The sequence below is a fragment of the Streptomyces sp. NPDC029138 genome, assembly GCF_055564375.1.
This window is the reverse complement of record NZ_JBVHWM010000004.1, coordinates 248,131-269,040: the sequence shown is the minus strand read 5'-3', so window position 1 is coordinate 269,040 and position 20,910 is coordinate 248,131. Positions and strand designations below refer to the sequence as shown.

The following is a 20,910-nucleotide window of genomic DNA, read 5'->3' as shown; positions in this document are numbered from 1 at the left end:
GGAACCCGAAAGTCCGCCGATGCTGCGCACATGACAGCAAATCTGACGAGACGTCAAATCCTCGGCATGGCCGCACTGCAAACCGCGGCCGGCCTCGGTTTCACCCGCATCGCCCTCCAGTCCGCCCGCGCGGCGGAACCCGCCGCCGTCGACAACTCCCCGGCGATCGTGGTCGGTTCCGGATACGGCGGCGCGGTCGCCGCCCTCCGCCTCGGCCAGGCCGGCATCCGCACCCTCGTCCTGGAGATGGGCCGGTTGTGGAACACCGCCGGCGCCGACGGCAAGGTGTTCTGCTCCACCACCGCCCCCGACCAGCGCTCCATGTGGTTCCGCACCCGCACCGAGGCCCCGCTCGCCACCTTCCTGTGGCTGGACGTGGTCAACCGGGCCATCACCCCCTACCCGGGCGTCCTGGACCGCGTGCACTACGACCACATGTCCGTCTACGTCGGCCGGGGCGTCGGTGGCGGCTCCCTGGTCAACGGCGGCATGGCGGTCACCCCGCCCCGGTCCTACTTCGCCGAGCAGTTCCCGGCCGTGGACGCCGACGAGATGTACGGCACCTGGTTCCCGCGCGCCCGCGCCATGCTCGGCGTCAACTCCGTCGACCCGGCCTGGTTCGAGTCGACCGAGTGGTACCGGTTCGCCCGGACCTCCCGGAAGGCCGCCGCCAACGCCGGGCTGAAGACCACGTTCGTGCCGAACGTCTACGACTTCGGCTACATGCAGCGCGAGGCCGCCGGTACGGCCGTGAAGTCCGCGCTCGCCGGCGAGGTCGTCTACGGCAACAACCACGGCAAGCGCAGCCTCGACCAGACCTACCTGGCCGCCGCCCTCGGCACCGGCAACGTCACGATCCACACCCTGGAGAAGGTCACGTCGGTCACCAGGGCGAGCGACGGATCGTACGTCGTGACCGCCGACCGGATCGACGGCACCGGCGCGGTCCTGGAGACGAGACAGTACGGCTGCGCGTACCTGTTCCTCGGCGGCGGCAGCCTCGGCACCACCGAACTCCTCGTCCGCGCCCGGGACACCGGTACCCTGCCCGACCTCGACCCGGCCGTGGGCGCCGGCTGGGGCACCAACGGCAACACCATGCTCGGCCGCGCCAACCACATGTGGGACACCGTCGGCGCCGACCAGGCCACCATGCCCGTCCTGGGCATCGACGACTGGGCCAATCCCGACAACCCGGTCTTCGCGGAGATCGCCCCGCTGCCCATGGGCTTCGAGCACTGGATCAGCCTGTACCTCGCGATCACCAGGAACCCCGAGCGGGCGACGTTCTCGTACGACGCCGCCTCCGGCGCGGTGCGGCTCGGCTGGACCGCCGCCCAGAGCGCCGTCTCCGTCGGCATGGCCAAGAAGCTGTTCGACCGGATCAACGCGGCCAACGCCACGATCTACCGGTACGACCTGTTCGGCTCGGGCAACAAGGTCTTCGCCGACGACTTCACCTACCACCCGCTCGGCGGCTGCGTGCTGGGCAGGGCCACCGACGCCTACGGGCGGGTGAAGGGATGCCCACGGCTGTACGTCACCGACGGCTCGCTCGTCCCCGGGTCGATCGGCGTGAACCCCTTCGTCACCATCACGGCCCTCGCCGAACGCACCATGGCGCGGGTCCTCGCCGAGGACACCGCGCCATGAGGCACCGCTGGGATCACGTGGCGGGGATCGCCGCCGTTCACTTGGCGTAGATCGCCTCGATCTCGTCCGAGTAGTCCTTCGCCACCACGTTCCGCTTGAGCTTCAGCGACGGGGTGAGGTGGCCCGACTCCTCCGTGAACTGGGAGGACAGAATGCGGAACTTCCGCACCGATTCCGCCTTCGACACCGCGGCGTTGCCGTCGTCCACGGCCGCCTGGATCGCCGCGAGCAGATCCGGGTCGTCCTTCAGCGACGCCGCGGTGGAGCCCGCCGGCTTGCCGTGCTCGGCACACCAGCGGCCCAGGAACTCCTCGTCGACGGTGACCAGCGCGCCCACGAACGGCCGCCCGTCGCCCACCACCATGCACTCCGCGACCAGCGCGTGCGCCCGGATACGGTCCTCGATCACCGCCGGGGCCACGTTCTTGCCGCCGGCCGTGACGATGATCTCCTTCTTCCGGCCGGTGATCCTCAGATAGCCGTCCTCGTCGAGGGTGCCGATGTCACCGGTGTGGAACCAGCCGTCGGCCAGCGCCTCCGCCGTCGCGCCGGGGTTGTTCCAGTACTCCTTGAACAGGTGCTCGCCGTGCAGCAGCACCTCGCCGTCGTCCGCGATCCGCACCACCGAGCCGGGCAGCGGCTGCCCGACCGTGCCGATCTTCTGCCGGTCCCACGGGTTGAACGCGGTCGCCGCGCAGGACTCGGTCAGGCCGTAGCCCTCCAGCACCGTGAAGCCGATGCCCCGGAAGAAGTGCCCAAGCCGTTCGCCCAGCGGGGCACCGCCGGAGATGGCGTACTCGCCCCGGCCGCCGAGCACCGCGCGCAGCTTGCTGTAGACCAGCTTGTCGAAGACCTTGTGCTTGACCTTCAGACCGAACGACGGTCCCGACGGGCTTTCCAGCGCCTTGCTGTAGGCGATCGCGGTGTCCGCCGCCTTGTCGAAGATCGCGCCCTTGCCGTCCGCCTGCGCCTTGGCCCGTGCCGAGTTGTAGACCTTCTCGAAGACCCGCGGCACGCCGAGGATCAGCGTCGGCCGGAACGCGGCCAGCTCGTCGGTGAGGTTCTTGATGTCCGGGACGCAGCCCAGCTTGATCGGCGCCATCATCGGCGCCACCTGCACCAGCCGGCCGAAGACGTGCGCCAGCGGCAGGAAGAGCAGGACGGAGCACTCGCCGGTGCGGAACAGCGGGCGCAGCCGCTCCACGACGTTCCCGCACTCGGCGAAGAAGCTGCGGTGGGTGAGGACACAGCCCTTGGGGCGCCCGGTGGTGCCGCTGGTGTAGACGATGGTCGCCGGGTCGTCGGCCCTGGCGAGCGAGCTGCGCTCCTCCACCGTCGCGTCCGACACGTCCTGCCCGAGCCGGCCCAGCTCCGCGACGCCCCCGGCCTCGATCTGCCAGACGTGTTTCAGCGCGGGCAGGGACTCGCGCACCGACTCCACGGCCGCCGCGTGATGGTCCAGCTCCACGACGCAGGCGGTCGCGCCCGAGTCGGACAGGATCCACTGCACCTGCTCCGGCGAGCTGGTCTCGTACACCGGCACGGTGATAGCGCCCGCGCTCCAGATCGCGAAGTCCAGGAGCGTCCACTCGTACCGTGTCCGGGACATCAGGCCCACCCGGTCGCCCGGCTGCACCCCGGAGGCGATGAGACCCTTGGCCGCGGTGCGCACCTCGGCCAGGAACTCCCGGGCGGTCACGTCCTGCCAGGCACCTCCCACCTTGCGGGCGATGACGGCGACGTCCGGATGCTGCGCGGCGTTTCTGCGGACGATGTCGGTCAGATTCCCGTCCGCGGGGACCTCGTACAGAGCCGGAAGGCTGAACTCGCGCAAGACTGCTGCTCCTCATAGGGCGCCGGCGCCACGACGTTGTGCGATGCGACGGTGCGGTCCAAGGCTCGGGCAAGTGCTCCGGAACAACATGAGGATTCACATGTTGAAACCCTGAGCACGACTGGACTGCCCGGACGTTACCCGCCGGTATGGCGTCTACGACAGGGGGTCCCGGCGAGATGTTCGCTGCGTCACACACGTGGGCGTTCCTTCGCGCACAGTAGTCCACAGCCGAACCGACCGGCGAGTAACCGCAGGCCGGACCGGCACTGTTCACCCACACCGCACACGCCTACGCTTGATCACCATGGCATCCACACGCTCCGGCACCCGGCGGACCCGCGTCCATGTGGTCAGCGACGTGCACGGCAACGCCCGTGACCTGGCCCGGGCCGGCGACGGCGCCGACGCCTTGATCTGCCTGGGCGACCTCGTCCTCTTCCTCGACTACGCCGATCACTCGCGCGGGATCTTCCCGGACCTGTTCGGCGAGGAGAACGCCGACCGCATCGTCGAGCTGCGCACCGCCCGCCGCTTCGAGGAGGCCCGCGCGTTCGGCGCCCGGCTGTGGGCCGGGATCGGCACCGACCGGGCCACGGCCATCGAGAAGGCCGTACGCAAGCAGTACGCCGAGCTGTTCGCCGCCTTCCCCACCCCGACGTACGCCACCTACGGCAATGTCGACATGCCGGCGCTCTGGCCGGAGTACGCCCGGCCCGGCACCACCGTCCTCGACGGCCAGCGGGTGGAGATCGGCGGACGGACCTTCGGCTTCGTCGGCGGCGGCCTGCGCACCCCGATGCGGACGCCGTACGAGATCGGTGACGAGGAGTACGCGGCGAAGATCGAGGCCGTCGGCGAGGTCGACGTCCTGTGCACCCACATCCCGCCGGAGGTGCCCGAACTGGTCTACGACACCGTGGCCCGCCGCTTCGAGCGGGGCAGCCGGGCCCTGCTGGACGCCATCCGACGCACCCGGCCCCGGTACGCGCTGTTCGGGCACGTGCACCAGCCGCTGGCACGCCGGATGCGGATCGGTGCCACCGAGTGCGTGAACGTGGGGCACTTCGCCGGGACCGGCACGCCCTGGGCACTCGAATGGTGAGGCCCGGCAGGCGCGGTGAAGGCGGCAGGTCGGCGGCGCGGTAGCCTTCACGCTGCACACACGTGCGCAGCCCGGCGCACACGAACCTCTCCCACCCGGCCCGCATCTGGAGGAGCCACGGCGATGGCGGAACACACCAGTTCGAGCATCATGATCGAGGCGGCCCCGGCCGACGTCATGGCGGTGATCGCCGACTTCGCGCGTTACCCGGACTGGACCGGTGAGGTGAAGGAGGCGGAGGTCCTCGCCACCGACGAGCAGGGCCGCGCCGAGCAGGTCCGCCTCGTCATGGACGCCGGCGCCATCAAGGACGACCAGACCCTCGCCTACACCTGGAGCGGCGGCCACGAGGTCTCCTGGACCCTCGTCAAGTCCCAGATGCTCCGCTCCCTCGACGGCTCCTACCTCCTGAAGCCGGCCGGCGCGGGCGCCACCGAGGTCACCTACCAGCTCACGGTCGACGTCAAGATCCCCATGCTGGGCATGATCAAGCGCAAGGCGGAGAAGGTCATCATCGACCGGGCGCTGGCGGGTCTGAAGAAGAGGGTCGAGTCGGGGGAGAAGTAGACACCTCCGTTTGCCTGCCGCGCACGACGGTACCGTTCACCGTCATGCGCACCATCCTGATCACGGGCCCCGGCGGCAGCGGTCGTACGACCGTGGCCGCCGCCACCGCGCTCGAAGCCGCCCGCGAGGGCCACCGCACCCTGCTGCTGAGCGCCGACCGCACGGACACCCCCGGCACGGCCCTGGGCACCGCGACAGGACCGGTCCCCACCGAGGTCACCCCGCACCTCACCGCCTGGCGGCCCGACGCCACCGAACGCTTCCGCCAGGACCTCACCGCCTTCCAGACCCGCGCCGCCAACGTCCTCGACATCCTCGGCGCCGCCCGCCTGGACGCCGAGGAGGTCACCCCGCTGCCCGGCGCGGAGGAACTGTCCTTCCTGCGCGCGCTGCGGGACGCGGCCCTGTCCGAGCGCTACGACCTCCTCGTCGTCGACCTCCCGCCCCTCCCGCAGGCCCTCGCCCTGCTCGCCCTGCCCGAGGAACTGCGCCGCTACCTGCGCCGCCTCCTGCCGCCCGAACGGCAGGCCGCCCGCGCCCTGCGCCCGGTCCTCGGCCGGCTCGCCGGCGTGCCCATGCCCGCCGACTGGCTGTACGAGACGGCGGCCCGCTGGGACGTCGAACTGGCCGCCGTCGAGGCCGTCCTCACCGACCGGAACACCGTCGTACGCCTGGTCGCCGAGCCCGGCCCGGCCGGCGCCGACGCCGTCCGCACCGCGACCCTCGGCCTCGCCCTGCGCGCCCTGCGCACCGAGTCCCTGATCGCCAACCGGACCCTGCCCGAGACCGTCCCCGACAGCTGGCTCTCCTCGCTGCTGGCCCAGCAGCGCAAGACGCTCGCCGACTGGCAGGAGTCGTACGACGTCCACCCCGTTCCGCACCTCGGCCACGACCCGCACGGCCCCGACGACCTCACCGCCCTCGCCGTGCCCGCCGTCAACCCGGCGACCACCCCGGTCGGGTGGACCGTCACCGACCGGCTCGCCGAGGACGGCGTGCTGGTCTGGCACCTCCCGCTGCCCGGCGCGATACGGGACGAGCTGGACCTCGTCCGGCGCGGCGACGAACTCCTGATCAGCGCGGGCCCGTTCCGCCGGATCGTTCCGCTGCCCTCCGCCCTGCGCCGCTGCACCGTCGCGGGCGCCGGACTGCGCGACGGCGAGCTGAGCGTCCGGTTCGCCCCCGACCCGGATCTGTGGCCCGCCGCCGGACGGTGAACGGGTACGCCCGTTCGGGTAACGTCGTAAAGGCGAACCGTAGTCAGGAGCCGCCATGAGCGAAGAGCGTCCCGCACCCGACCCTTCCCCGGAGGAGCCGGCGAAGGCTACCGACGCCGACGCCTGGGCCACGGCCGCCGCCGAGGACCTCGCCGCCGAGCAGGCCCGCCGCCGCGCCGAGCACGGCCCGCCGCCGGGCTCGGCGGCCGAGGAACTGAAGAAGCTCGTGGACACGGTGGCCGACAAGCTGGCCGGCCTCCAGTCACCGCTCCTCGGCGGCCTCGCCGGACCCGCCGCCCAGCAGGTGGTGCGGCAGGTCGTCCAGCAGGCGAAGGCCGCCGTCGAGCCCGTCATAGACCGCAACCCGGACGTCTTCGACCATCTGGCCGCGGCCGGCAGCGAGCTGCTCGCCGCCTACCGCTCCGCCGTCCAGGCCCAGGAGCACCGCTGGACCGCCGGTCCCGACCCGGCGCGGGACCGGCGGGACCCGCGCGACCCGGGCGAGGGCACCGGCCCGGGAGAACGCATCGACCTGGACTGAAGCCCTCGCACGGCAGGGCCTCGGGTACGGTTGGCCGTAGCGGGGCTCGACCGAAACTGAGGGATTCATGGGACTCACCATCGGCGTCGACATCGGCGGCACGAAGATCGCGGCCGGCGTGGTCGACGAGGAAGGCAACATCCTCTCGACCTTCAAGGTGCCGACCCCCACCACGCCCGAGGCCATCGTGGACGCCATCGCCTCGGCGGTGGAGGGCGCACGGGCCGGGCACGAGATCGTCGGCGTGGGTATCGGCGCGGCCGGTTACGTCAACCGGCAGCGCTCCACGGTGTACTTCGCGCCGAACATCGACTGGCGCAACGAGCCGCTCAAGGAGAAGGTCGAGGCGCGCACCGGCCTCCCGGTCGTGGTCGAGAACGACGCCAACGCCGCCGCCTGGGGCGAGTACAAGTTCGGCGCCGGCAAGGGCCACCGCAACGTCATCTGCATCACGCTCGGCACCGGCCTCGGCGGCGGCATCATCATCGGCAACAAGCTGCGCCGCGGCCACTTCGGCGTGGCCGCCGAGTTCGGCCACATCCGGATGGTGCCGGACGGCCTGCTGTGCGGCTGCGGCTCGCAGGGCTGCTGGGAGCAGTACGCCTCCGGCCGCGCCCTCGTCCGCTACGCCAAGCAGCGCGCCAACGCCACCCCGGAGAACGCCGAGCTGCTGCTCTCGCTGGGCGACGGCACCCCGGAGGGCATCGAGGGCAAGCACATCTCCATGGCCGCCCGCCAGGGCGACCCCGTCGCCGTCGACTCCTACCGCGAGCTGGCCCGCTGGGCCGGCGCCGGCCTGGCCGACCTGGCCTCCCTCTTCGACCCGTCCGCCTTCATCGTCGGCGGCGGCCTGTCCGACGAGGGCGAGCTGGTCCTCGACCCCATCCGCAAGTCCTACAAGCGCTGGCTGGTCGGCGGCAACTGGCGCCCGGTGGCCGACGTGATCGCGGCCCAGCTGGGCAACAAGGCGGGCATGGTGGGCGCGGCGGACCTGGCCCGGGAACCCGACCCGATCATGTAGCGCCCGAAGGGGCGCGGGGCTGTGTCAACATGCGCCGCACCTCGCGCCCCGACCCATCGGGCGTACATTGATCCACATGGCGCTGCTCCCCAACTCCGCGACACAGCCCGACGGTTCCGCGGTCATCCGCGTCCTGAGCTACAACATCCGCTCGATGCGGGACGACACCGCCGCCCTCGCCAGAGTGATCACCGCCTGCGCCCCCGACCTGGTCCTCGTCCAGGAGGCCCCCCGCTTCTTCCGCTGGCGCAAGAAGCTGGCGCGCCTCGCCGCGGCCTCCGGCCAGGTCGTCCTCACCGGCGGCGCCACGGCCGCGGGACCGGCGATCCTGTGCGGCCTCCGTGCCACCGTCGAACGCACGGAGGACGTCCTCCTCCCCCTCACCCCCGGCCTCCACCGACGCGGCTTCGCCACGGCAGTGGTCCGCTTCGGCGCCGCCCGCCTCGGCGTGCTCAGCTGCCATCTGTCGCTCCAGCGGGACGAGCGCCACGACCAGGGCGGCCTGCTCCTCGACCGGCTCGCCGGACTCGGCGTCGAGCACGCCGTCGCCGGCGGCGACCTCAACGAGGGCCCCGGCGGCCGCACCTTCCGCCGGCTCGCCGAGACCCTCCAGGACTGCCGTACGACCGCGCCCTGGGGCGGCGAGTTCACCTCCACGCCCACCGATCCCCGCCAGCGCATCGACGCGATCTTCGCGACGAAGGGCATCGAGGTGCTGGGCTGCGGGGTGCCCCTGGACCAGCCGGGCGTGCGCGAGGCGGACCTGAGGGCGGCCACGGACCACCTCCCGGTCCTCGCCGCCCTCAGAATCCCGGCCTGAGCCCTCGGAATCCCGGCCCGAGCCGGTTCAGACCACCGCTCCGCGCCCCGGGTCGTCGTCCTCCTCGTCGTCGGTCCGCATCCGCGTCACCAGCGTCGCGAAGCCGCCGAGGAACCCGCCGATGCCGAGGGTCGCCAGCCACCAGGTCATGTCCCAGCCGAGCAGCACCGCCAGCAGGATCAGCACCGGACCGCCGACCACGCCGAGCCAGGCGAACCTGGCGGTCGTGTCCGAGGCCGGCAGCGGGGGCGGCTCCGGCGGTACGAAGTGGCCCTCGTCGTCCTCGTCGAAGTCGTCGTCGGACGGCTCGGGCGCCGTGTGGTCGCGCGGGCCGATTCCGGGCGCGAAGGAGACCGAGCCGCCGAGCGGCCGGGCGGGCTGCCGCTCCGCCGAGTCCTCCGGGTCGTTGCGGGGCTCGCTCTCCTGGTCCTTCACCGCGTTCTTCTCCAGCAGCGCGAGATCCTCGACCGGCTTGAAGGGCCGGGCGCCCGGCGGGTCCGGCGGCTCCTCGCCGTACCCGGCGACGATGGCCCGCCAGGCGGCGTCCTCGTCGAACGGCACCTTCTGCCCGTCCGGCTCGCGGGCTTCCTGGCCGCCCTGGCCGCCCTGCTCCTCACGGCCCTCGCGGTCCTCACGGTCGGAGTCGTGCTCAGCCAACTGCGGCCGTCCCTTCCTTGCCGACACCGGGTGCGAGCCGGCCGATGAAGGCGAGGCTCTCCTCGAAGACCCGGTCCGCGTCCTTGTCCAACGTCGCCACGTGGTAGCTCTGTTCCAGCACGATCTCCGTGACGTCCACGGCCGACACGCGGCTCAGCACCCGCGCCGAGTCGGCCGCCGGGACGACATGGTCCTGGGCGCTGCGCAGCAGCAGCAACGGCTGGGTGACCTGGGGCAGCTCGCCGTCCAGCCGGCGCAGGAACCTCCGCAGCGAGTGCGCCGCGTGCAGCGGCACCCGGTCGTAGCCCAGCTCCGCCGCGCCCTCCTTCGCGATGTCGCTGGCGATGCCCTTCGTCGTCCGCACCAGGTGCCGGGCCACCGGAAGGGCGTACGCCGACAGGCCGTGCACCTTGTTGGCCGGGTTGACGACCACCGCGCCCGCGACCCGCCCGCCGTGCCGGGCCGCCAGCCGGAGGGCCAGCGCCCCGCCCATCGACAGGCCCGCGACGAACACCCGGGAACAGCGCTCGGCGAGCAGCCGCAGTTCGCGGTCCACCTGCGCGTACCAGTCCTGCCAGGTCGTGAGCTGCATGTCCTCCCAGCGGGTGCCGTGGCCGGGCAGCAGCGGCAGGGACACGGTCAGGCCGTGGGCCGCGTGGTGCTCCGCCCAGGGGCGCAGCGACTGGGGCGAGCCGGTGAAGCCGTGGCAGAGGAGAACCCCCACCTCCCCGCCCTCGTGGCGGTACGGCTCGGCTCCGGGGAGAACTGGCATGTGCTTCACCGTACGCGACCGCACTGACACCGACCAGGGTCGTCGGGTCCATTGTCCGTGCGCCGGGTTAAGGTCTTTCCGACGGAAACAGGAGGCACACGGGTGTTGTACGGCACGATGAAGGTCGCCATCGGGGGGCCGCTGAAGGTCGCCTTCAGGCCTTGGGTGGAGGGCCTGGAGAACGTTCCGGCCACCGGCCCGGCCATCCTGGCCAGCAATCACCTGTCCTTCTCGGACTCGTTCTTCCTGCCGGTGGTGCTGGACCGCAAGGTCACCTTCATCGCCAAGGCCGAGTACTTCACCACCCCGGGCGTGAAGGGCCGGCTCACCGCGGCCTTCTTCAAGGGCGTCGGCCAGCTCCCGGTGGACCGCTCGGGGGCGCGCGGCGCCGGCGAGGCGGCGATCAAGAGCGGCATCGAAGTGCTGGAGCGCGGCGAGCTGTTCGGTATCTACCCGGAGGGCACCCGTTCGCCCGACGGGCGGCTGTACCGGGGCAAGCCCGGCGGCCTCGCGCGCGTGGCACTCGCCACCGGCGCGCCGGTCATCCCCGTGGCCATGATCGACACGGAGAAGATCCAGCCGCCGGGCAAGGTCGTGCCGAAGCTGATGCGGCCAGGTATCCGCATCGGCAAGCCCATGGACTTCAGCCGGTACCAGGGCATGGAGCACGACCGGTTCGTGCTGCGCGCCCTGACCGACGAGGTCATGTACGAGATCATGAAGCTCTCCGGCCAGGAGTACGTCGACATCTACGCCACGGCCGCCAAGCGGCAGATCGCGGAGGCGGCGAAGGCGGCCAAGGAAGCCGAGAAGGCGGAGAGGGCCGGGAAGAAGCAGGACCAGTCCTAGACAGGGGCACAAGGGGGAGCCGGGGGGGACCGGGGGAGATGCCCAAGCGTGAGCGCGTCATGCGGATGTCGGTCGAGCTGCCGCTGTGGCGCGCGCTCGCCGGCTACCGCGTCCTGACCATGCTGTACGCCATCGGTCTGTGCGCCACCGCGTACGACCACTTCGTGCGGCCCTGGGTCGCCGTCGCCTACTACGCCGTCCTGGCCGTGTGGACCCTCGCGACCCTGCCCAAGGTGGCCAACGCGGCGAGCTGCACCCGGCGCTTCCTGGCCGCCGACCTGACCGTCGCCCTCGTCGGCATCCTGCTCACCCCGGTCGCCGACAGCCATGAGCGGATCGCGGGCGGCGGCCCCACCCTGCCGTCGATATGGACGGCAGGCGCGGTGCTGGCCTTCGCCGTCAAGGGCGGCTGGCGCTGGGCGGCCGTCGCCTCCACGGCCGTCGCCGCCGTCAACCTGGTCGAGCGCGGCCACCCCGCCCGGGACACCGTGCACAACGTGATCCTCGTCTGGGTCGCCTCCATCGCCATCGGCTACGTCGTGGAGGTGGCCCGCGCCTCCGAGCGCACCCTCGCCCGCGCGCTGGAGATCGAGGCCGCCACCCGGGAGCGGGAGCGGCTGGCCCGGGACATCCACGACAGCGTGCTCCAGGTGCTGGCGATGGTGAAGCGCCGGGGCGCGGCCCTCGGCGGCGAGGCGGCCGAGCTGGGTCGGCTGGCCGGGGAGCAGGAGGTGGCCCTGCGCACGCTGGTGTCGGGCGGTCTGGTCCCGGTGTCCCGGGTCTCGGAGGACCTGGCGGCCGGCGCCGTCGTCCGCGCGGTGGAGGAGCCCGACGAGGACGACACGGCCGGCCCGGTCGACCTGCGCGCCCTGCTCGCGCGGTACGCGTGCGCCCGGGTCAGCCTCGCCGAGCCCGGCGCCCCGGTGCTGCTGCCGTCGGCCGCGGCCCGCGAGGTGGCCGCCGCGGTCGGGGCCGCGCTGGACAACGTGCGCCTGCACGCGGGGGCCGAGGCGCGGGCCTGGATTCTGGTGGAGGACGAGCCGGACGAGATCGTCGTCACCGTCCGGGACGACGGCCCCGGCATCCCCGAGGGCCGGCTGGCGCAGGCCGAGGGCGAGGGCCGGCTCGGGGTGGCCCTGTCGATCCGGGGCCGGCTGCGCGACCTCGGCGGCAGCGCCGAGATCGTCTCCGTGCCCGGACAGGGCACGGAAGTGGAACTGAAGGTACCGAAGGGCGCCGTGGGGGCGCGGGGGAAGAAGGCGGAGCGGCGATGACACAGCAGGTCCCGATCAAGGTCATGGTGGTGGACGACCACCCGATGTGGCGTGACGCGGTCGCCCGTGACCTGGCCGAGTCCGGCTTCGAGGTGGTCGCCACCGCCGGCGACGGCGAGCAGGCGGTCCGCCGCGCCAAGGCCGCCGCCCCCGACGTCCTCGTGCTGGACCTCAACCTGCCCGCCAAGCCCGGCGTCCAGGTGTGCAAGGAACTCGTCGGCCACAACCCGGCGTTGCGCGTCCTCGTCCTCTCGGCGAGCGGTGAGCACGCGGACGTGCTGGAGGCCGTGAAGTCCGGCGCGACCGGCTATCTGCTGAAGTCGGCGTCCACCGAGGAACTGCTGGACGCGGTGCGCCGTACCGCCGTCGGCGACCCGGTGTTCACGCCGGGCCTCGCCGGGCTGGTCCTCGGCGAGTACCGGCGGCTGGCCGCCGAGCCCGCGCCCGCGCCGGACGCCGACGAGCCGGGCGCGCCCCGGCTGACGGACCGGGAGACGGAGGTGCTGCGGCTGGTGGCGAAGGGCCTGAGCTACAAGCAGATCGCCGAACGCCTCGTCATCTCCCACCGCACGGTGCAGAACCACGTGCAGAACACCCTCGGCAAGCTCCAGCTGCACAACAGGGTGGAGCTGGTGCGGTACGCGATAGAGCGCGGCCTCGACGAGGAGTAGGACCGGCGCCGCCCGCTTCCGGCCATGCACCGGAATCACCCTTCCCGCCTCTCCCGATGTGACCTGAATCACCATTAGCGTGACCGGGTGTCAGGGAACCGCTGCGAAGGGACATTTCCATGCGGGTCGGAGTACTGACCGGAGGCGGCGACTGCCCCGGGCTCAACGCCGTCATCCGGGGCATCGTCCGCAAGGGCGTGCAGGAGTACGGCTATGACTTCGTCGGCTTCCGGGACGGCTGGCGGGGTCCTCTCGAAGGCGACACCGTCCGCCTCGACATCCCCGCGGTGCGCGGCATCCTGCCCCGCGGCGGCACCATCCTCGGCTCCTCGCGGACCAACCCCCTCAAGGTCGACGACGGCATCCGCCGGATCAAGGACAACCTGGCCAAGCTGGACGTCCAGGCCCTCATCGTGATCGGCGGCGAGGACACCCTGGGCGTCGCCGCGCGGCTGTCCGGCGAGTACGGGGTGCCCTGCGTCGGGGTGCCGAAGACGATAGACAACGACCTGGCGGCCACCGACTACACCTTCGGCTTCGACACCGCCGTCAACATCGCCACCGAGGCCATCGACCGGCTGCACACCACCGCCGAGTCCCATATGCGGGTCCTGGTGGTGGAGGTGATGGGCCGGCACGCCGGCTGGATCGCCCTCCACTCGGGCCTGGCCGGCGGTGCCAACGTCATCCTCGTCCCGGAGCAGCGCTTCGACATCGAGCAGGTCTGCGACTGGGTGACCTCCCGGTTCCGGGCGTCGTACGCGCCGATCGTGGTCGTCGCCGAGGGCGCCGTGCCGAAGGACGGCGACATGGTGCTCAAGGACCGGTCGCTGGACTCCTTCGGGCACGTCCGGCTGTCCGGGGTGGGCGAGTGGCTGGCCAAGGAGATCGAGAAGCGCACCGGGAAGGAGGCGCGTACGACGGTCCTCGGGCACGTCCAGCGCGGCGGCACCCCGAGCGCCTTCGACCGCTGGCTCGCCACCCGCTTCGGCCTGCACGCCATCGACTGCGTCCACGACGGCGACTTCGGCACGATGGTCGCCCTGCGCGCCACCGACATCGTCCGCGTCCCCCTCGCCGAGGCGACGGCCAGGCTGAAGACGGTGGACCCGAAGCTGTACCAGGAGATCGGGGTGTTCTTCGGCTGACCACGGCTCCGGCCGGCCACGGCCCCCGGCGGCTACACGGTCGTGCGGCGCAGCTGACCGATCAGCTCCCGTACGACCGTCGCGCCGTTCAGGGTCAGCACCGACTCCGGGTGGAACTGCACGCCCGCGAAGCCGGGACCCCGCAGGGCGTGCACCTCTCCGTTCGCCGCACGGCTCACCTCGACGCCGTGCGCCGCCAGCTCGCGGGCCGCCTCCTCGTCGCAGCGCGCGACGAAGCTGTTGTAGAAGCCGACCGTCTCCGGCCGCCCGAACAGGTCGATCTCCGTCTGCGCCCCCTGGTACGGCACCTCCTTGCGGACGAGGTCCAGACCCAGCTCGGCCGCGATCAGCTCATGCCCCAGGCAGACGCCCAGCACCCCGTGCCGGTGCTCCCGGACCACGGTGGCCGCGAGCCGCCGCAGGAACCGCATCTTCGGGTCGGCCCCGTCGCGCGGGTCACCCGGACCGGGGCCCAGCACCACCGGCCCCTCGTGCGCGAGCACGGCCGCCCGCAGCCCCGGCTCGTCGTACCGCCGTACCGTCACCTCCAGGCCGCCCGAGCGCAGCACGTGCGCCAGCATCGCCGTGAAGGTGTCCTCGCCGTCGACCACGAGGGCGTGGCCGGCCGGCTTCGGCGCGCGTTCCTGCATCCGCAGCCAGAACGGCGCGAGGCCGGCCCGGCGCCCGTCCAGCGCGGCCCGCACCCGCGGGTCCTCGGCCAGCCGGGGCCGCTCCCGCTCCGCGCGCGGACGGGACGGCCGTACCCCGAGGGCGGCCAGCACGCCCGCCGCCTTCGCGTGGGTCTCCGCGACCTCGCCGGCCGGGTCGGAACCGCGCACCAGCGTCGCCCCCACCGGGACGCGCAGCCGGCCGTCGGCGGAGATGTCGGCGGTGCGGATCAGGATGGGGGAGTCGAGGGTCTGCGCGCCCCCGGAGTCCCGCCCGAGCAGGGCGAGCGCCCCGGCGTAGTATCCGCGCCCCGCACCGTCCCGCCCGAGGGGCTCGTACCGCTCGATCACCCGGCACGCGTTCTGCACCGGCGACCCGGTCACCGTCGCCGCGAACATGGTCTCCTTCAGCACCTCCCGCACGTCCAGGGAGGACTTCCCGCGCAGCTCGTACTCGGTGTGCGCGAGGTGCGCCATCTCCTTCAGCCGCGGGCCGACGACGACCCCGCCCATGTCGCCGACGGTGCACATCATCTTCAGCTCCTCGTCGACGACCATCGACAGCTCCTCGATCTCCTTGCCGTCGGCGAGGAAGCCGAGCAGGTGCTCGGGGGTCGGCCCGTCGGCGGGATAGCGGTACGTCCCGCTGATCGGGTTCATCACGACGGTCCCGCCGCTCATCCGGATGTGCACCTCCGGACTCGCCCCCACCAGCGTCCGGTCCCCGGTGTGCACCACGAACGTCCAGTACGCGCCGCGCTCGCCCTCCAGCAGCCGCCGGAACAGCGCGAGCGCGTCCGCGCGTCCGAAGCCGGGGATCTCGCCCTCGTAGGTGCGCCGGATCACGAAGTTCGCGCCCTCGCCCCGGCCGATCTCCTCGCGCAGCACCCGCCCGACGATCTCCGCGTACTCCGCGTCGCCCACGTCGAAACCGCCGCCCTCGACCCGCACGTCGTGCGCGGGGAGCTGGGCGAGGGCCTCGTCCAGGGCCAGCGTGTGGGTCTCCTCGGGGGTCAGCACCAGCAGCGGGGTGCCGTCGTCGCGGACGTCGAAGCCGCGTTCGCGGATCTGCCGGAACGGGACCAGGGCGAGGCCTTCGTCGGGCAGGTCGGCGAGCCGGTCCCGGCTGGTCACCGGGCCGAGCAGCACCTCCACCAGCTGCTCGTCGTGGCCCGGGGTGCGACGGCGGAGCAGGGCGAAGGGGCGGGGGTCGTGCAGGAGCTGTGCCAGGTCCATGGGTCCTCTTCCGTCGATGTGATCGGTCTCGATGCGATCGATATCGGTGAGGAACGACCCCGGACACACCGAAGGCCGCCCCTCGGGCGGCCTTCGCGAAGTCTTGCGTACGCGCAGTCAGTGGGCCGCCGGATGAGCGGTCCACCACCAGTTCTGGGTCGAAAGCGCGAACATGCGATGCACCTTATCGCATGTCCGCATGGTGCAAGCGGTGTCTCATCAGCTGAGCACCGGCAGGACCCCACGACATCACCCCGTAATGTTGGGGTCGTGACCGTGAACGCTAAGACCAGCCCGAGCGCTGGCAACACCTGGCGACACCTGCCCGCGGCGCAGCAGCCCGAGTACCCCGACCCCGAGGCTCTGCGCGCAGTGATCGCGGACCTCGAGGCGTATCCGCCGCTCGTCTTCGCGGGCGAGTGCGACCAGCTGCGCGCCCGGATGGCGGCCGTCGCCAAGGGAGAGGCGTTCCTCCTCCAGGGTGGCGACTGCGCCGAGGCCTTCGACGCGGTGTCCGCCGATCACATCCGCAACAAGCTCAAGACGCTGCTCCAGATGGGCGCCGTCCTCACCTACGCGGCCTCCGTGCCCGTGGTGAAGGTCGGCCGGATCGCGGGCCAGTACTCCAAGCCCCGCTCCAAGCCGACCGAGACCCGCGACGGCGTGACGCTCCCGGTGTACCGGGGCGACTCCGTCAACGGCTTCGACTTCACCGAGGCCAGCCGCATCCCGGACCCCGAGCGGCTGAAGCGCATGTACCACGCGTCGGCCTCCACGCTGAACCTGGTGCGCGCCTTCACCACCGGCGGCTACGCCGACCTGCGCCAGGTGCACGCCTGGAACCAGGACTTCGTGCGGACCTCGCCGTCGGGCCAGCGCTACGAGCAGCTCGCGCGGGAGATCGACAGCGCGCTGAACTTCATGCGGGCCTGCGGCACCGACCCGGAGGAGTTCAAGACCGTCGAGTTCTACTCCTCGCACGAGGCGCTGCTGCTGGACTACGAGTCCGCCCTGACCCGGGTCGACTCCCGCACCGGCAAGCTGTACGACGTCTCGGCGCACATGGTGTGGATCGGTGAGCGCACCCGGCAGCTGGACCACGCGCACATCGAGTTCGCCTCGCGGATCCGCAACCCGATCGGCATCAAGCTCGGCCCGACCACCACGGCCGAGGAGGCGCTGCGGTACATCGACCGCCTCGACCCCGAGCGGGAGCCGGGCCGGCTGACCTTCATCGTCCGCATGGGCGCCGGCAAGATCCGCGACAAGCTCCCCGAGCTGGTCGAGAAGGTCACGGCGTCCGGCGCGACGGTGGCCTGGGTGACCGACCCGATGCACGGCAACACCTTCGAGGCGGCTTCCGGGCACAAGACCCGCCGCTTCGACGACGTGCTCGACGAGGTCAAGGGCTTCTTCGAGGTCCACAAGGCGCTCGGCACCCACCCGGGCGGCATCCACGTGGAACTGACCGGCGACGACGTCACCGAGTGCGTGGGCGGCGGCGACGAGATCTTCGTTGACGACCTGCACCAGCGCTACGAGACGGCCTGCGACCCGCGGCTGAACCGCAGCCAGTCGCTGGACCTGGCGTTCCTGGTGGCCGAGATGTACCGGGACCAGTGACCGGGGACCGGTAGCCACCGCGTCGTGGCGCGGAGTCGGCGGCGTCCTGGGGCGCGGATCACATCCGATCCGCGCCCCTGCCACTTTTGCGGGCGCTGGGGGATGGGTTAGGTTAGGTTTGCCTCACCGGAAATGGGGATGGCAGAAACAGCGACCCCGTCGGGAGGTGAATCCGCGTGTACGTGTGCAGCTGCTTCGGTGTCACCGAGGACCAGGTCAAGCAGCACGCGGAGAACGGCGCCTGCACCCCGCGCCAGATAGCCTCTGCCTGCAAGGCGGGCACCGACTGCGGCGGCTGTGTCCGGCGCATCCAGGCGCTGCTCGGCCGTGGCGCCTGCCCCCGCCGGGAACTGATCGACCAGCGCGCCCCGGCCCTCGTACCGCTGGACGACGCCGCGTAGCGTTCGTGTCTCGCCGGCTCAGTGGGTGGAGAAGCCGCCCGTGCCCGGGCCCGAGGAGTCGGGCTGGCTCTGCTCGACGACGGTCGACAGATAGAGCGCCTCGCCCAGCTTGTCCACCAGCTCCAGCTGGGTGTCCAGGTAGTCGATGTGGTGCTCCTCGTCGGCCAGGATCGCCTCGAAGACGTTCGCCGACGTGATGTCGTCCTTCTCGCGCATCACCTGGATGCCCCGGCGCAGCCGGTCGATGGCCTCGACCTCGATCTGCCGGTCGGCCTGGAACATCTCGGTCACCGTCTGCCCGACCCGCACATGGAAGAGCCGCTGGTAGTTGGGCAGGCCGTCGAGGAGCAGGATGCGGTCGGTGAGGACCTCGGCGTGCCGCATCTCGTCGAACGACTCCGCCCGCGTGTACCGGGCGAGCTTCGTCCACCCCTTGTGGTCCTGGAGCTTGGCGTGCAGGAAGTACTGGTTGATCGCGGTCAGCTCGGCGGTCAGCTGTTCGTTGAGCAGTTCGATGACCTCGGGGTCGCCTTGCATTGCTGTGGACTCCTTCCAGGTGGACCCGGCCGATAGCGCCGCATGATTGCACCGGCGAGGAAGATCGTCCAGTAAGTACGCACTTAGTAAGTACGTCCTGAGTTGATAGTAATTGCCCGGTTTGGGAGCGGGTGGTCAAGGGCACTGCCCCAGGTCTGTCAGGATGGATACATGGGTCATCCGGTGGAGCGAGAGTCTGGGGCAGCGGCAGGGTCCGAGCTTCCGCCGGGTCAGCGGCTCCAGCGCGGGTGGCCGGTCACGCACTACGGGCCGGTCCCGAAGTTCCGGCCCGAGCGCTGGGAGTTCCGGGTCTTCGGCGCCACCGCCGACGGCGACAAGCGCACCTGGACCCACGAGGAGTTCACGGCGCTTCCGTACACCACGGTGGTGGCCGATCTCCACTGCGTGACGAAGTTCAGCATGGTCGGCGCGGAGTGGGGCGGCATTCCGGCCCGTGCGATCGTGGACCTGGCCCCGCCGGCGCCGGACGTCACCCATGTGATGGTCTGGGCGGAGTACGGCTTCAGCTCGAACCTGCGCCTCACGGACTTCGTCTCCGACCGCACGATCTTCGCCACCCACAAGGACGGCGAGCTGCTCACCGCCGAGCACGGCTTCCCGGTCCGGCTGATCGTGCCCCACCTGTACGCCTGGAAGGGGCCCAAATGGGTCCGGGGCGTGGAGTACATGACCGCCGACCGCCGCGGTTTCTGGGAGGAGCGCGGCTATCACAACGTCGGCGACCCCTGGAAGGAACAGCGCTACTCCTACCAGGAAGAGCCCGGGGACGGCCCCGAGCTCTGATCCCGGCCCGCTCAGTGGTGGTACTGGTGCACCACCGCGTGCCCCTTGCCCCGGCCGATCATCCACTTGTTGACCGGGGTGGTCACCGCGAAGGCGATCGCGAACGAGACCGCGAGCGAGATCCAGAACAGCGCGTCGCCCAGCGTGGCGTCCATCGCGGACGGCCAGACCAGGATGACCCCGTTGTCCATCAGTTCCATCACGGCGATGGACAGGGTGTCCGCGGCCAGCGCCACCCGGAAGGCCGTACGGAAGTCGACGCCGGCCCGCAGGACTCCGCGCAGGGTGAGCGAGTAGCCGAAGACGAAGGCCAGGACGATCGCCAGCACCATGGTCGGCAGGTTGCCCCAGCCGAAGGCCGTACCGACGACCATGCCGAGCACCTCGCCGATGGCGCAGCCGGTGAGGCAGTGCAGGGTGGCCTGGGCGGCCATGGCCCAGGTGGCGGTGGGTGCGTGGTGGTGCGCGTGGTCGTGCGTGTGGTGGTGTTCCCGTGCTGCGTGCGCCTCGTTCTGCATGACTGCCCCCATGTCAGGTGATGGCTCCTGCGACGACAGGAACCATATACCCCCTAGGGGTATTCCCCAACGGTCAGTTCTCGCGCAGTTTCTTCAGCCGCTCCACGTCCGCCGCGTGCCCCTCCCTGCCACCGGGCGTCTCGATGATCAGCGGTACGCCCTCGGTCGCGGGGTGGGTCATGAGTGCCCGGAACGGGTCCTCCCCGATGTGGCCGGCGCCGATGTTCTCGTGCCGGTCCTTGTGGGCGCCCACCACATCCTTGGAGTCGTTGGCGTGGATCAGCTTCAGCCGGCCCTCGCCGACGGTCTCCACCAGCAGGTCCACGGTCTGGTGCATGCCGCTCGGCCCGGTCAGATCGTGCCCGGCGGCGAAGATGTGGCACGTGTCCAGGCACACGCCCAGCTTGGGATGGGCGTCGAGCGCCTCGAAGTACGGCCCGAAGTCCCAGGTCCGCGAGCACAGCGAGGCGCCCTGCCCGGCGGTCGACTCCAGCAGCAGGAACGGGTCGTCGTCGTGGGTCAGCTCGTCCAGCAGCGGCAGCAGGTGCGCGCGCACCTGCTTCAGCGCGACCTCCCGCGCCCGCCCGCCGGTGGCGCTGCCGGTGTGCACCACCACACCCAGCGCGCCGATCTCCCGCCCGCGCCGCAGCGAGTGCCGCAGCGACTCCACCGACCGCTCCACGGTCGCCTCGGTGTGCGAGCCGAAGTTGATCAGGTACGGCGCGTGCACGTAGGCCGGGATCGACTCCTCGGCGCAGGCCGCGCGGAAGGCCTCGTCCTGCCGCGGGTTCCCGGCGGGGGTGGCCCAGCCGCGCGGGTTGGCGACGAACACCTGCACGGTCTCCGCCTTAAGGTCGCGGGCGTACGACAGCCCGACGGAGTGCAGGCCACCGGCCACGGGCACATGGCCGCCGACGGGGTTGCGGGGGAGGGGGGACTGAACGGGACTCACCCGTTCAGGGTGTCATGTCCGCCCCCACGCCCGGACCGCGCT

General features: G+C 71.6%; 22 protein-coding genes. 14 read left to right on the top strand and 8 right to left on the bottom strand.

Going from position 1 to position 20,910, the window contains the following annotated elements:
- Positions 1–30 precede the first annotated feature (30 nt).
- Positions 31–1,653 carry a GMC oxidoreductase gene (locus ACZ4WH_RS06925; protein ID WP_468177371.1) on the top strand — a complete coding sequence of 541 codons (1,623 nt, stop codon included), beginning with the start codon at positions 31–33 and terminating at the stop codon, positions 1,651–1,653.
- Between the two features lie 37 nt (positions 1,654–1,690).
- Here the strand turns inward: ACZ4WH_RS06925 and ACZ4WH_RS06920 are convergent, their stop codons facing one another.
- A complete protein-coding gene (locus ACZ4WH_RS06920) occupies positions 1,691–3,487 on the bottom strand; it encodes an AMP-dependent synthetase/ligase (RefSeq protein ID WP_468177369.1) in 1,797 nt (598 codons plus the stop codon).
- 307 nt (positions 3,488–3,794) lie between these two features.
- On the opposite strand from ACZ4WH_RS06920, the gene ACZ4WH_RS06915 reads away from it, so the two are divergent.
- The 6 genes from ACZ4WH_RS06915 (at position 3,795) to ACZ4WH_RS06890 (ending at position 8,758) form a co-directional block, all read left to right on the top strand.
- Complete coding sequence (locus tag ACZ4WH_RS06915; protein WP_468177367.1) at positions 3,795–4,592, top strand: metallophosphoesterase family protein; 798 nt, start codon at positions 3,795–3,797, stop codon at positions 4,590–4,592.
- A 123-nt stretch (positions 4,593–4,715) separates the two neighbouring features.
- Positions 4,716–5,159, top strand: a complete 444-nt coding sequence (locus tag ACZ4WH_RS06910; protein ID WP_468177365.1) for an SRPBCC family protein — start codon at positions 4,716–4,718, stop codon at positions 5,157–5,159.
- Between the two features lie 44 nt (positions 5,160–5,203).
- The gene (locus tag ACZ4WH_RS06905; RefSeq protein ID WP_468177363.1) at positions 5,204–6,376 is read left to right on the top strand and encodes an ArsA family ATPase; all 1,173 of its coding nucleotides are present in this window, start codon (positions 5,204–5,206) and stop codon (positions 6,374–6,376) included.
- 55 nt (positions 6,377–6,431) lie between these two features.
- Positions 6,432–6,917: a DUF5304 domain-containing protein gene (locus ACZ4WH_RS06900; RefSeq protein ID WP_468177361.1), complete on the top strand. Its 486-nt coding sequence runs from the start codon at positions 6,432–6,434 to the stop codon at positions 6,915–6,917.
- Positions 6,918–6,984: 67 nt separating this feature from the next.
- Positions 6,985–7,938 (top strand): ROK family glucokinase, encoded by a 954-nt coding sequence (locus ACZ4WH_RS06895; RefSeq protein ID WP_014672213.1) that lies wholly within the window; start codon positions 6,985–6,987, stop codon positions 7,936–7,938.
- A gap of 76 nt (positions 7,939–8,014) precedes the next feature.
- Positions 8,015–8,758 carry an endonuclease/exonuclease/phosphatase family protein gene (locus ACZ4WH_RS06890; RefSeq protein ID WP_468177359.1) on the top strand — a complete coding sequence of 248 codons (744 nt, stop codon included), beginning with the start codon at positions 8,015–8,017 and terminating at the stop codon, positions 8,756–8,758.
- A gap of 27 nt (positions 8,759–8,785) precedes the next feature.
- Here the strand turns inward: ACZ4WH_RS06890 and ACZ4WH_RS06885 are convergent, their stop codons facing one another.
- Complete coding sequence (locus tag ACZ4WH_RS06885; RefSeq protein ID WP_468177357.1) at positions 8,786–9,415, bottom strand: hypothetical protein; 630 nt, start codon at positions 9,413–9,415, stop codon at positions 8,786–8,788.
- Positions 9,408–10,187, bottom strand: a complete 780-nt coding sequence (locus ACZ4WH_RS06880) for an alpha/beta hydrolase (RefSeq protein ID WP_468177355.1) — start codon at positions 10,185–10,187, stop codon at positions 9,408–9,410. The genes ACZ4WH_RS06885 and ACZ4WH_RS06880 overlap by 8 nt, the downstream gene beginning before the upstream one ends.
- Positions 10,188–10,292: 105 nt before the next feature.
- On the opposite strand from ACZ4WH_RS06880, the gene ACZ4WH_RS06875 reads away from it, so the two are divergent.
- The 4 genes from ACZ4WH_RS06875 (at position 10,293) to ACZ4WH_RS06860 (ending at position 14,129) form a co-directional block, all read left to right on the top strand.
- Positions 10,293–11,036, top strand: coding sequence for a lysophospholipid acyltransferase family protein (locus tag ACZ4WH_RS06875; protein WP_468177426.1), 744 nt, complete (start codon positions 10,293–10,295; stop codon positions 11,034–11,036).
- A 38-nt stretch (positions 11,037–11,074) separates the two neighbouring features.
- Positions 11,075–12,310, top strand: coding sequence for a MacS family sensor histidine kinase (gene macS, locus ACZ4WH_RS06870; protein WP_468177353.1), 1,236 nt, complete (start codon positions 11,075–11,077; stop codon positions 12,308–12,310).
- Positions 12,307–12,981, top strand: a complete 675-nt coding sequence (locus tag ACZ4WH_RS06865; RefSeq protein WP_468177351.1) for a response regulator — start codon at positions 12,307–12,309, stop codon at positions 12,979–12,981. Before macS ends, ACZ4WH_RS06865 begins: the two co-directional genes overlap by 4 nt.
- A 119-nt stretch (positions 12,982–13,100) precedes the next feature.
- Positions 13,101–14,129: a 6-phosphofructokinase gene (locus ACZ4WH_RS06860; protein ID WP_468177349.1), complete on the top strand. Its 1,029-nt coding sequence runs from the start codon at positions 13,101–13,103 to the stop codon at positions 14,127–14,129.
- 32 nt (positions 14,130–14,161) lie between these two features.
- Here ACZ4WH_RS06860 and ACZ4WH_RS06855 read toward each other — a convergent pair whose 3' ends face one another.
- Both ACZ4WH_RS06855 and ACZ4WH_RS06850 read right to left on the bottom strand, forming a co-directional pair.
- Complete coding sequence (locus ACZ4WH_RS06855) at positions 14,162–16,033, bottom strand: anthranilate synthase family protein (RefSeq protein WP_468177347.1); 1,872 nt, start codon at positions 16,031–16,033, stop codon at positions 14,162–14,164.
- Positions 16,034–16,150: 117 nt separating this feature from the next.
- Positions 16,151–16,207, bottom strand: a complete 57-nt coding sequence (locus ACZ4WH_RS06850) for a trp operon leader peptide (protein ID WP_078912442.1) — start codon at positions 16,205–16,207, stop codon at positions 16,151–16,153.
- Positions 16,208–16,303: 96 nt separating this feature from the next.
- Between ACZ4WH_RS06850 and ACZ4WH_RS06845 the strand changes: the two genes are divergently transcribed.
- Positions 16,304–17,656: a class II 3-deoxy-7-phosphoheptulonate synthase gene (locus ACZ4WH_RS06845; RefSeq protein ID WP_468177345.1), complete on the top strand. Its 1,353-nt coding sequence runs from the start codon at positions 16,304–16,306 to the stop codon at positions 17,654–17,656.
- A gap of 176 nt (positions 17,657–17,832) precedes the next feature.
- Positions 17,833–18,057 carry a (2Fe-2S)-binding protein gene (locus ACZ4WH_RS06840; protein ID WP_030641969.1) on the top strand — a complete coding sequence of 75 codons (225 nt, stop codon included), beginning with the start codon at positions 17,833–17,835 and terminating at the stop codon, positions 18,055–18,057.
- An 18-nt stretch (positions 18,058–18,075) separates the two neighbouring features.
- Here ACZ4WH_RS06840 and bfr read toward each other — a convergent pair whose 3' ends face one another.
- On the bottom strand, positions 18,076–18,594 hold the full coding sequence (gene bfr, locus ACZ4WH_RS06835) for a bacterioferritin (protein ID WP_468177343.1): 519 nt from the start codon (positions 18,592–18,594) through the stop codon (positions 18,076–18,078).
- Positions 18,595–18,765: 171 nt separating this feature from the next.
- On the opposite strand from bfr, the gene ACZ4WH_RS06830 reads away from it, so the two are divergent.
- Entirely contained in the window at positions 18,766–19,398 is a 633-nt protein-coding gene (locus tag ACZ4WH_RS06830) for a sulfite oxidase-like oxidoreductase (RefSeq protein ID WP_468177341.1), read from the top strand.
- Positions 19,399–19,409: 11 nt separating this feature from the next.
- Here the strand turns inward: ACZ4WH_RS06830 and ACZ4WH_RS06825 are convergent, their stop codons facing one another.
- Positions 19,410–19,916 carry a DUF4396 domain-containing protein gene (locus ACZ4WH_RS06825; protein WP_468177424.1) on the bottom strand — a complete coding sequence of 169 codons (507 nt, stop codon included), beginning with the start codon at positions 19,914–19,916 and terminating at the stop codon, positions 19,410–19,412.
- 73 nt (positions 19,917–19,989) lie between these two features.
- A complete protein-coding gene (locus ACZ4WH_RS06820; RefSeq protein WP_468177339.1) occupies positions 19,990–20,868 on the bottom strand; it encodes a deoxyribonuclease IV in 879 nt (292 codons plus the stop codon).
- Positions 20,869–20,910 lie beyond the last annotated feature (42 nt).

Bases quoted from the DNA above. Each gene is read 5' to 3' on its own strand.
- ACZ4WH_RS06880 (WP_468177355.1), bottom strand. From the start codon at position 10,187: ATGCCAGTTCTCCCCGGAGCCGAGCCGTACCGCCACGAGGGCGGGGAG.
- ACZ4WH_RS06855 (WP_468177347.1), bottom strand. From the start codon at position 16,033: ATGGACCTGGCACAGCTCCTGCACGACCCCCGCCCCTTCGCCCTGCTC.
- macS (WP_468177353.1), top strand. From the start codon at position 11,075: ATGCCCAAGCGTGAGCGCGTCATGCGGATGTCGGTCGAGCTGCCGCTG.
- ACZ4WH_RS06895 (WP_014672213.1), top strand. From the start codon at position 6,985: ATGGGACTCACCATCGGCGTCGACATCGGCGGCACGAAGATCGCGGCC.
- ACZ4WH_RS06890 (WP_468177359.1), top strand. From the start codon at position 8,015: ATGGCGCTGCTCCCCAACTCCGCGACACAGCCCGACGGTTCCGCGGTC.
- ACZ4WH_RS06830 (WP_468177341.1), top strand. From the start codon at position 18,766: ATGGGTCATCCGGTGGAGCGAGAGTCTGGGGCAGCGGCAGGGTCCGAG.
- ACZ4WH_RS06905 (WP_468177363.1), top strand. From the start codon at position 5,204: ATGCGCACCATCCTGATCACGGGCCCCGGCGGCAGCGGTCGTACGACC.
- ACZ4WH_RS06910 (WP_468177365.1), top strand. From the start codon at position 4,716: ATGGCGGAACACACCAGTTCGAGCATCATGATCGAGGCGGCCCCGGCC.
- ACZ4WH_RS06825 (WP_468177424.1), bottom strand. From the start codon at position 19,916: ATGCAGAACGAGGCGCACGCAGCACGGGAACACCACCACACGCACGAC.
- ACZ4WH_RS06900 (WP_468177361.1), top strand. From the start codon at position 6,432: ATGAGCGAAGAGCGTCCCGCACCCGACCCTTCCCCGGAGGAGCCGGCG.
- ACZ4WH_RS06860 (WP_468177349.1), top strand. From the start codon at position 13,101: ATGCGGGTCGGAGTACTGACCGGAGGCGGCGACTGCCCCGGGCTCAAC.
- ACZ4WH_RS06925 (WP_468177371.1), top strand. From the start codon at position 31: ATGACAGCAAATCTGACGAGACGTCAAATCCTCGGCATGGCCGCACTG.
- bfr (WP_468177343.1), bottom strand. From the start codon at position 18,594: ATGCAAGGCGACCCCGAGGTCATCGAACTGCTCAACGAACAGCTGACC.
- ACZ4WH_RS06865 (WP_468177351.1), top strand. From the start codon at position 12,307: ATGACACAGCAGGTCCCGATCAAGGTCATGGTGGTGGACGACCACCCG.
- ACZ4WH_RS06915 (WP_468177367.1), top strand. From the start codon at position 3,795: ATGGCATCCACACGCTCCGGCACCCGGCGGACCCGCGTCCATGTGGTC.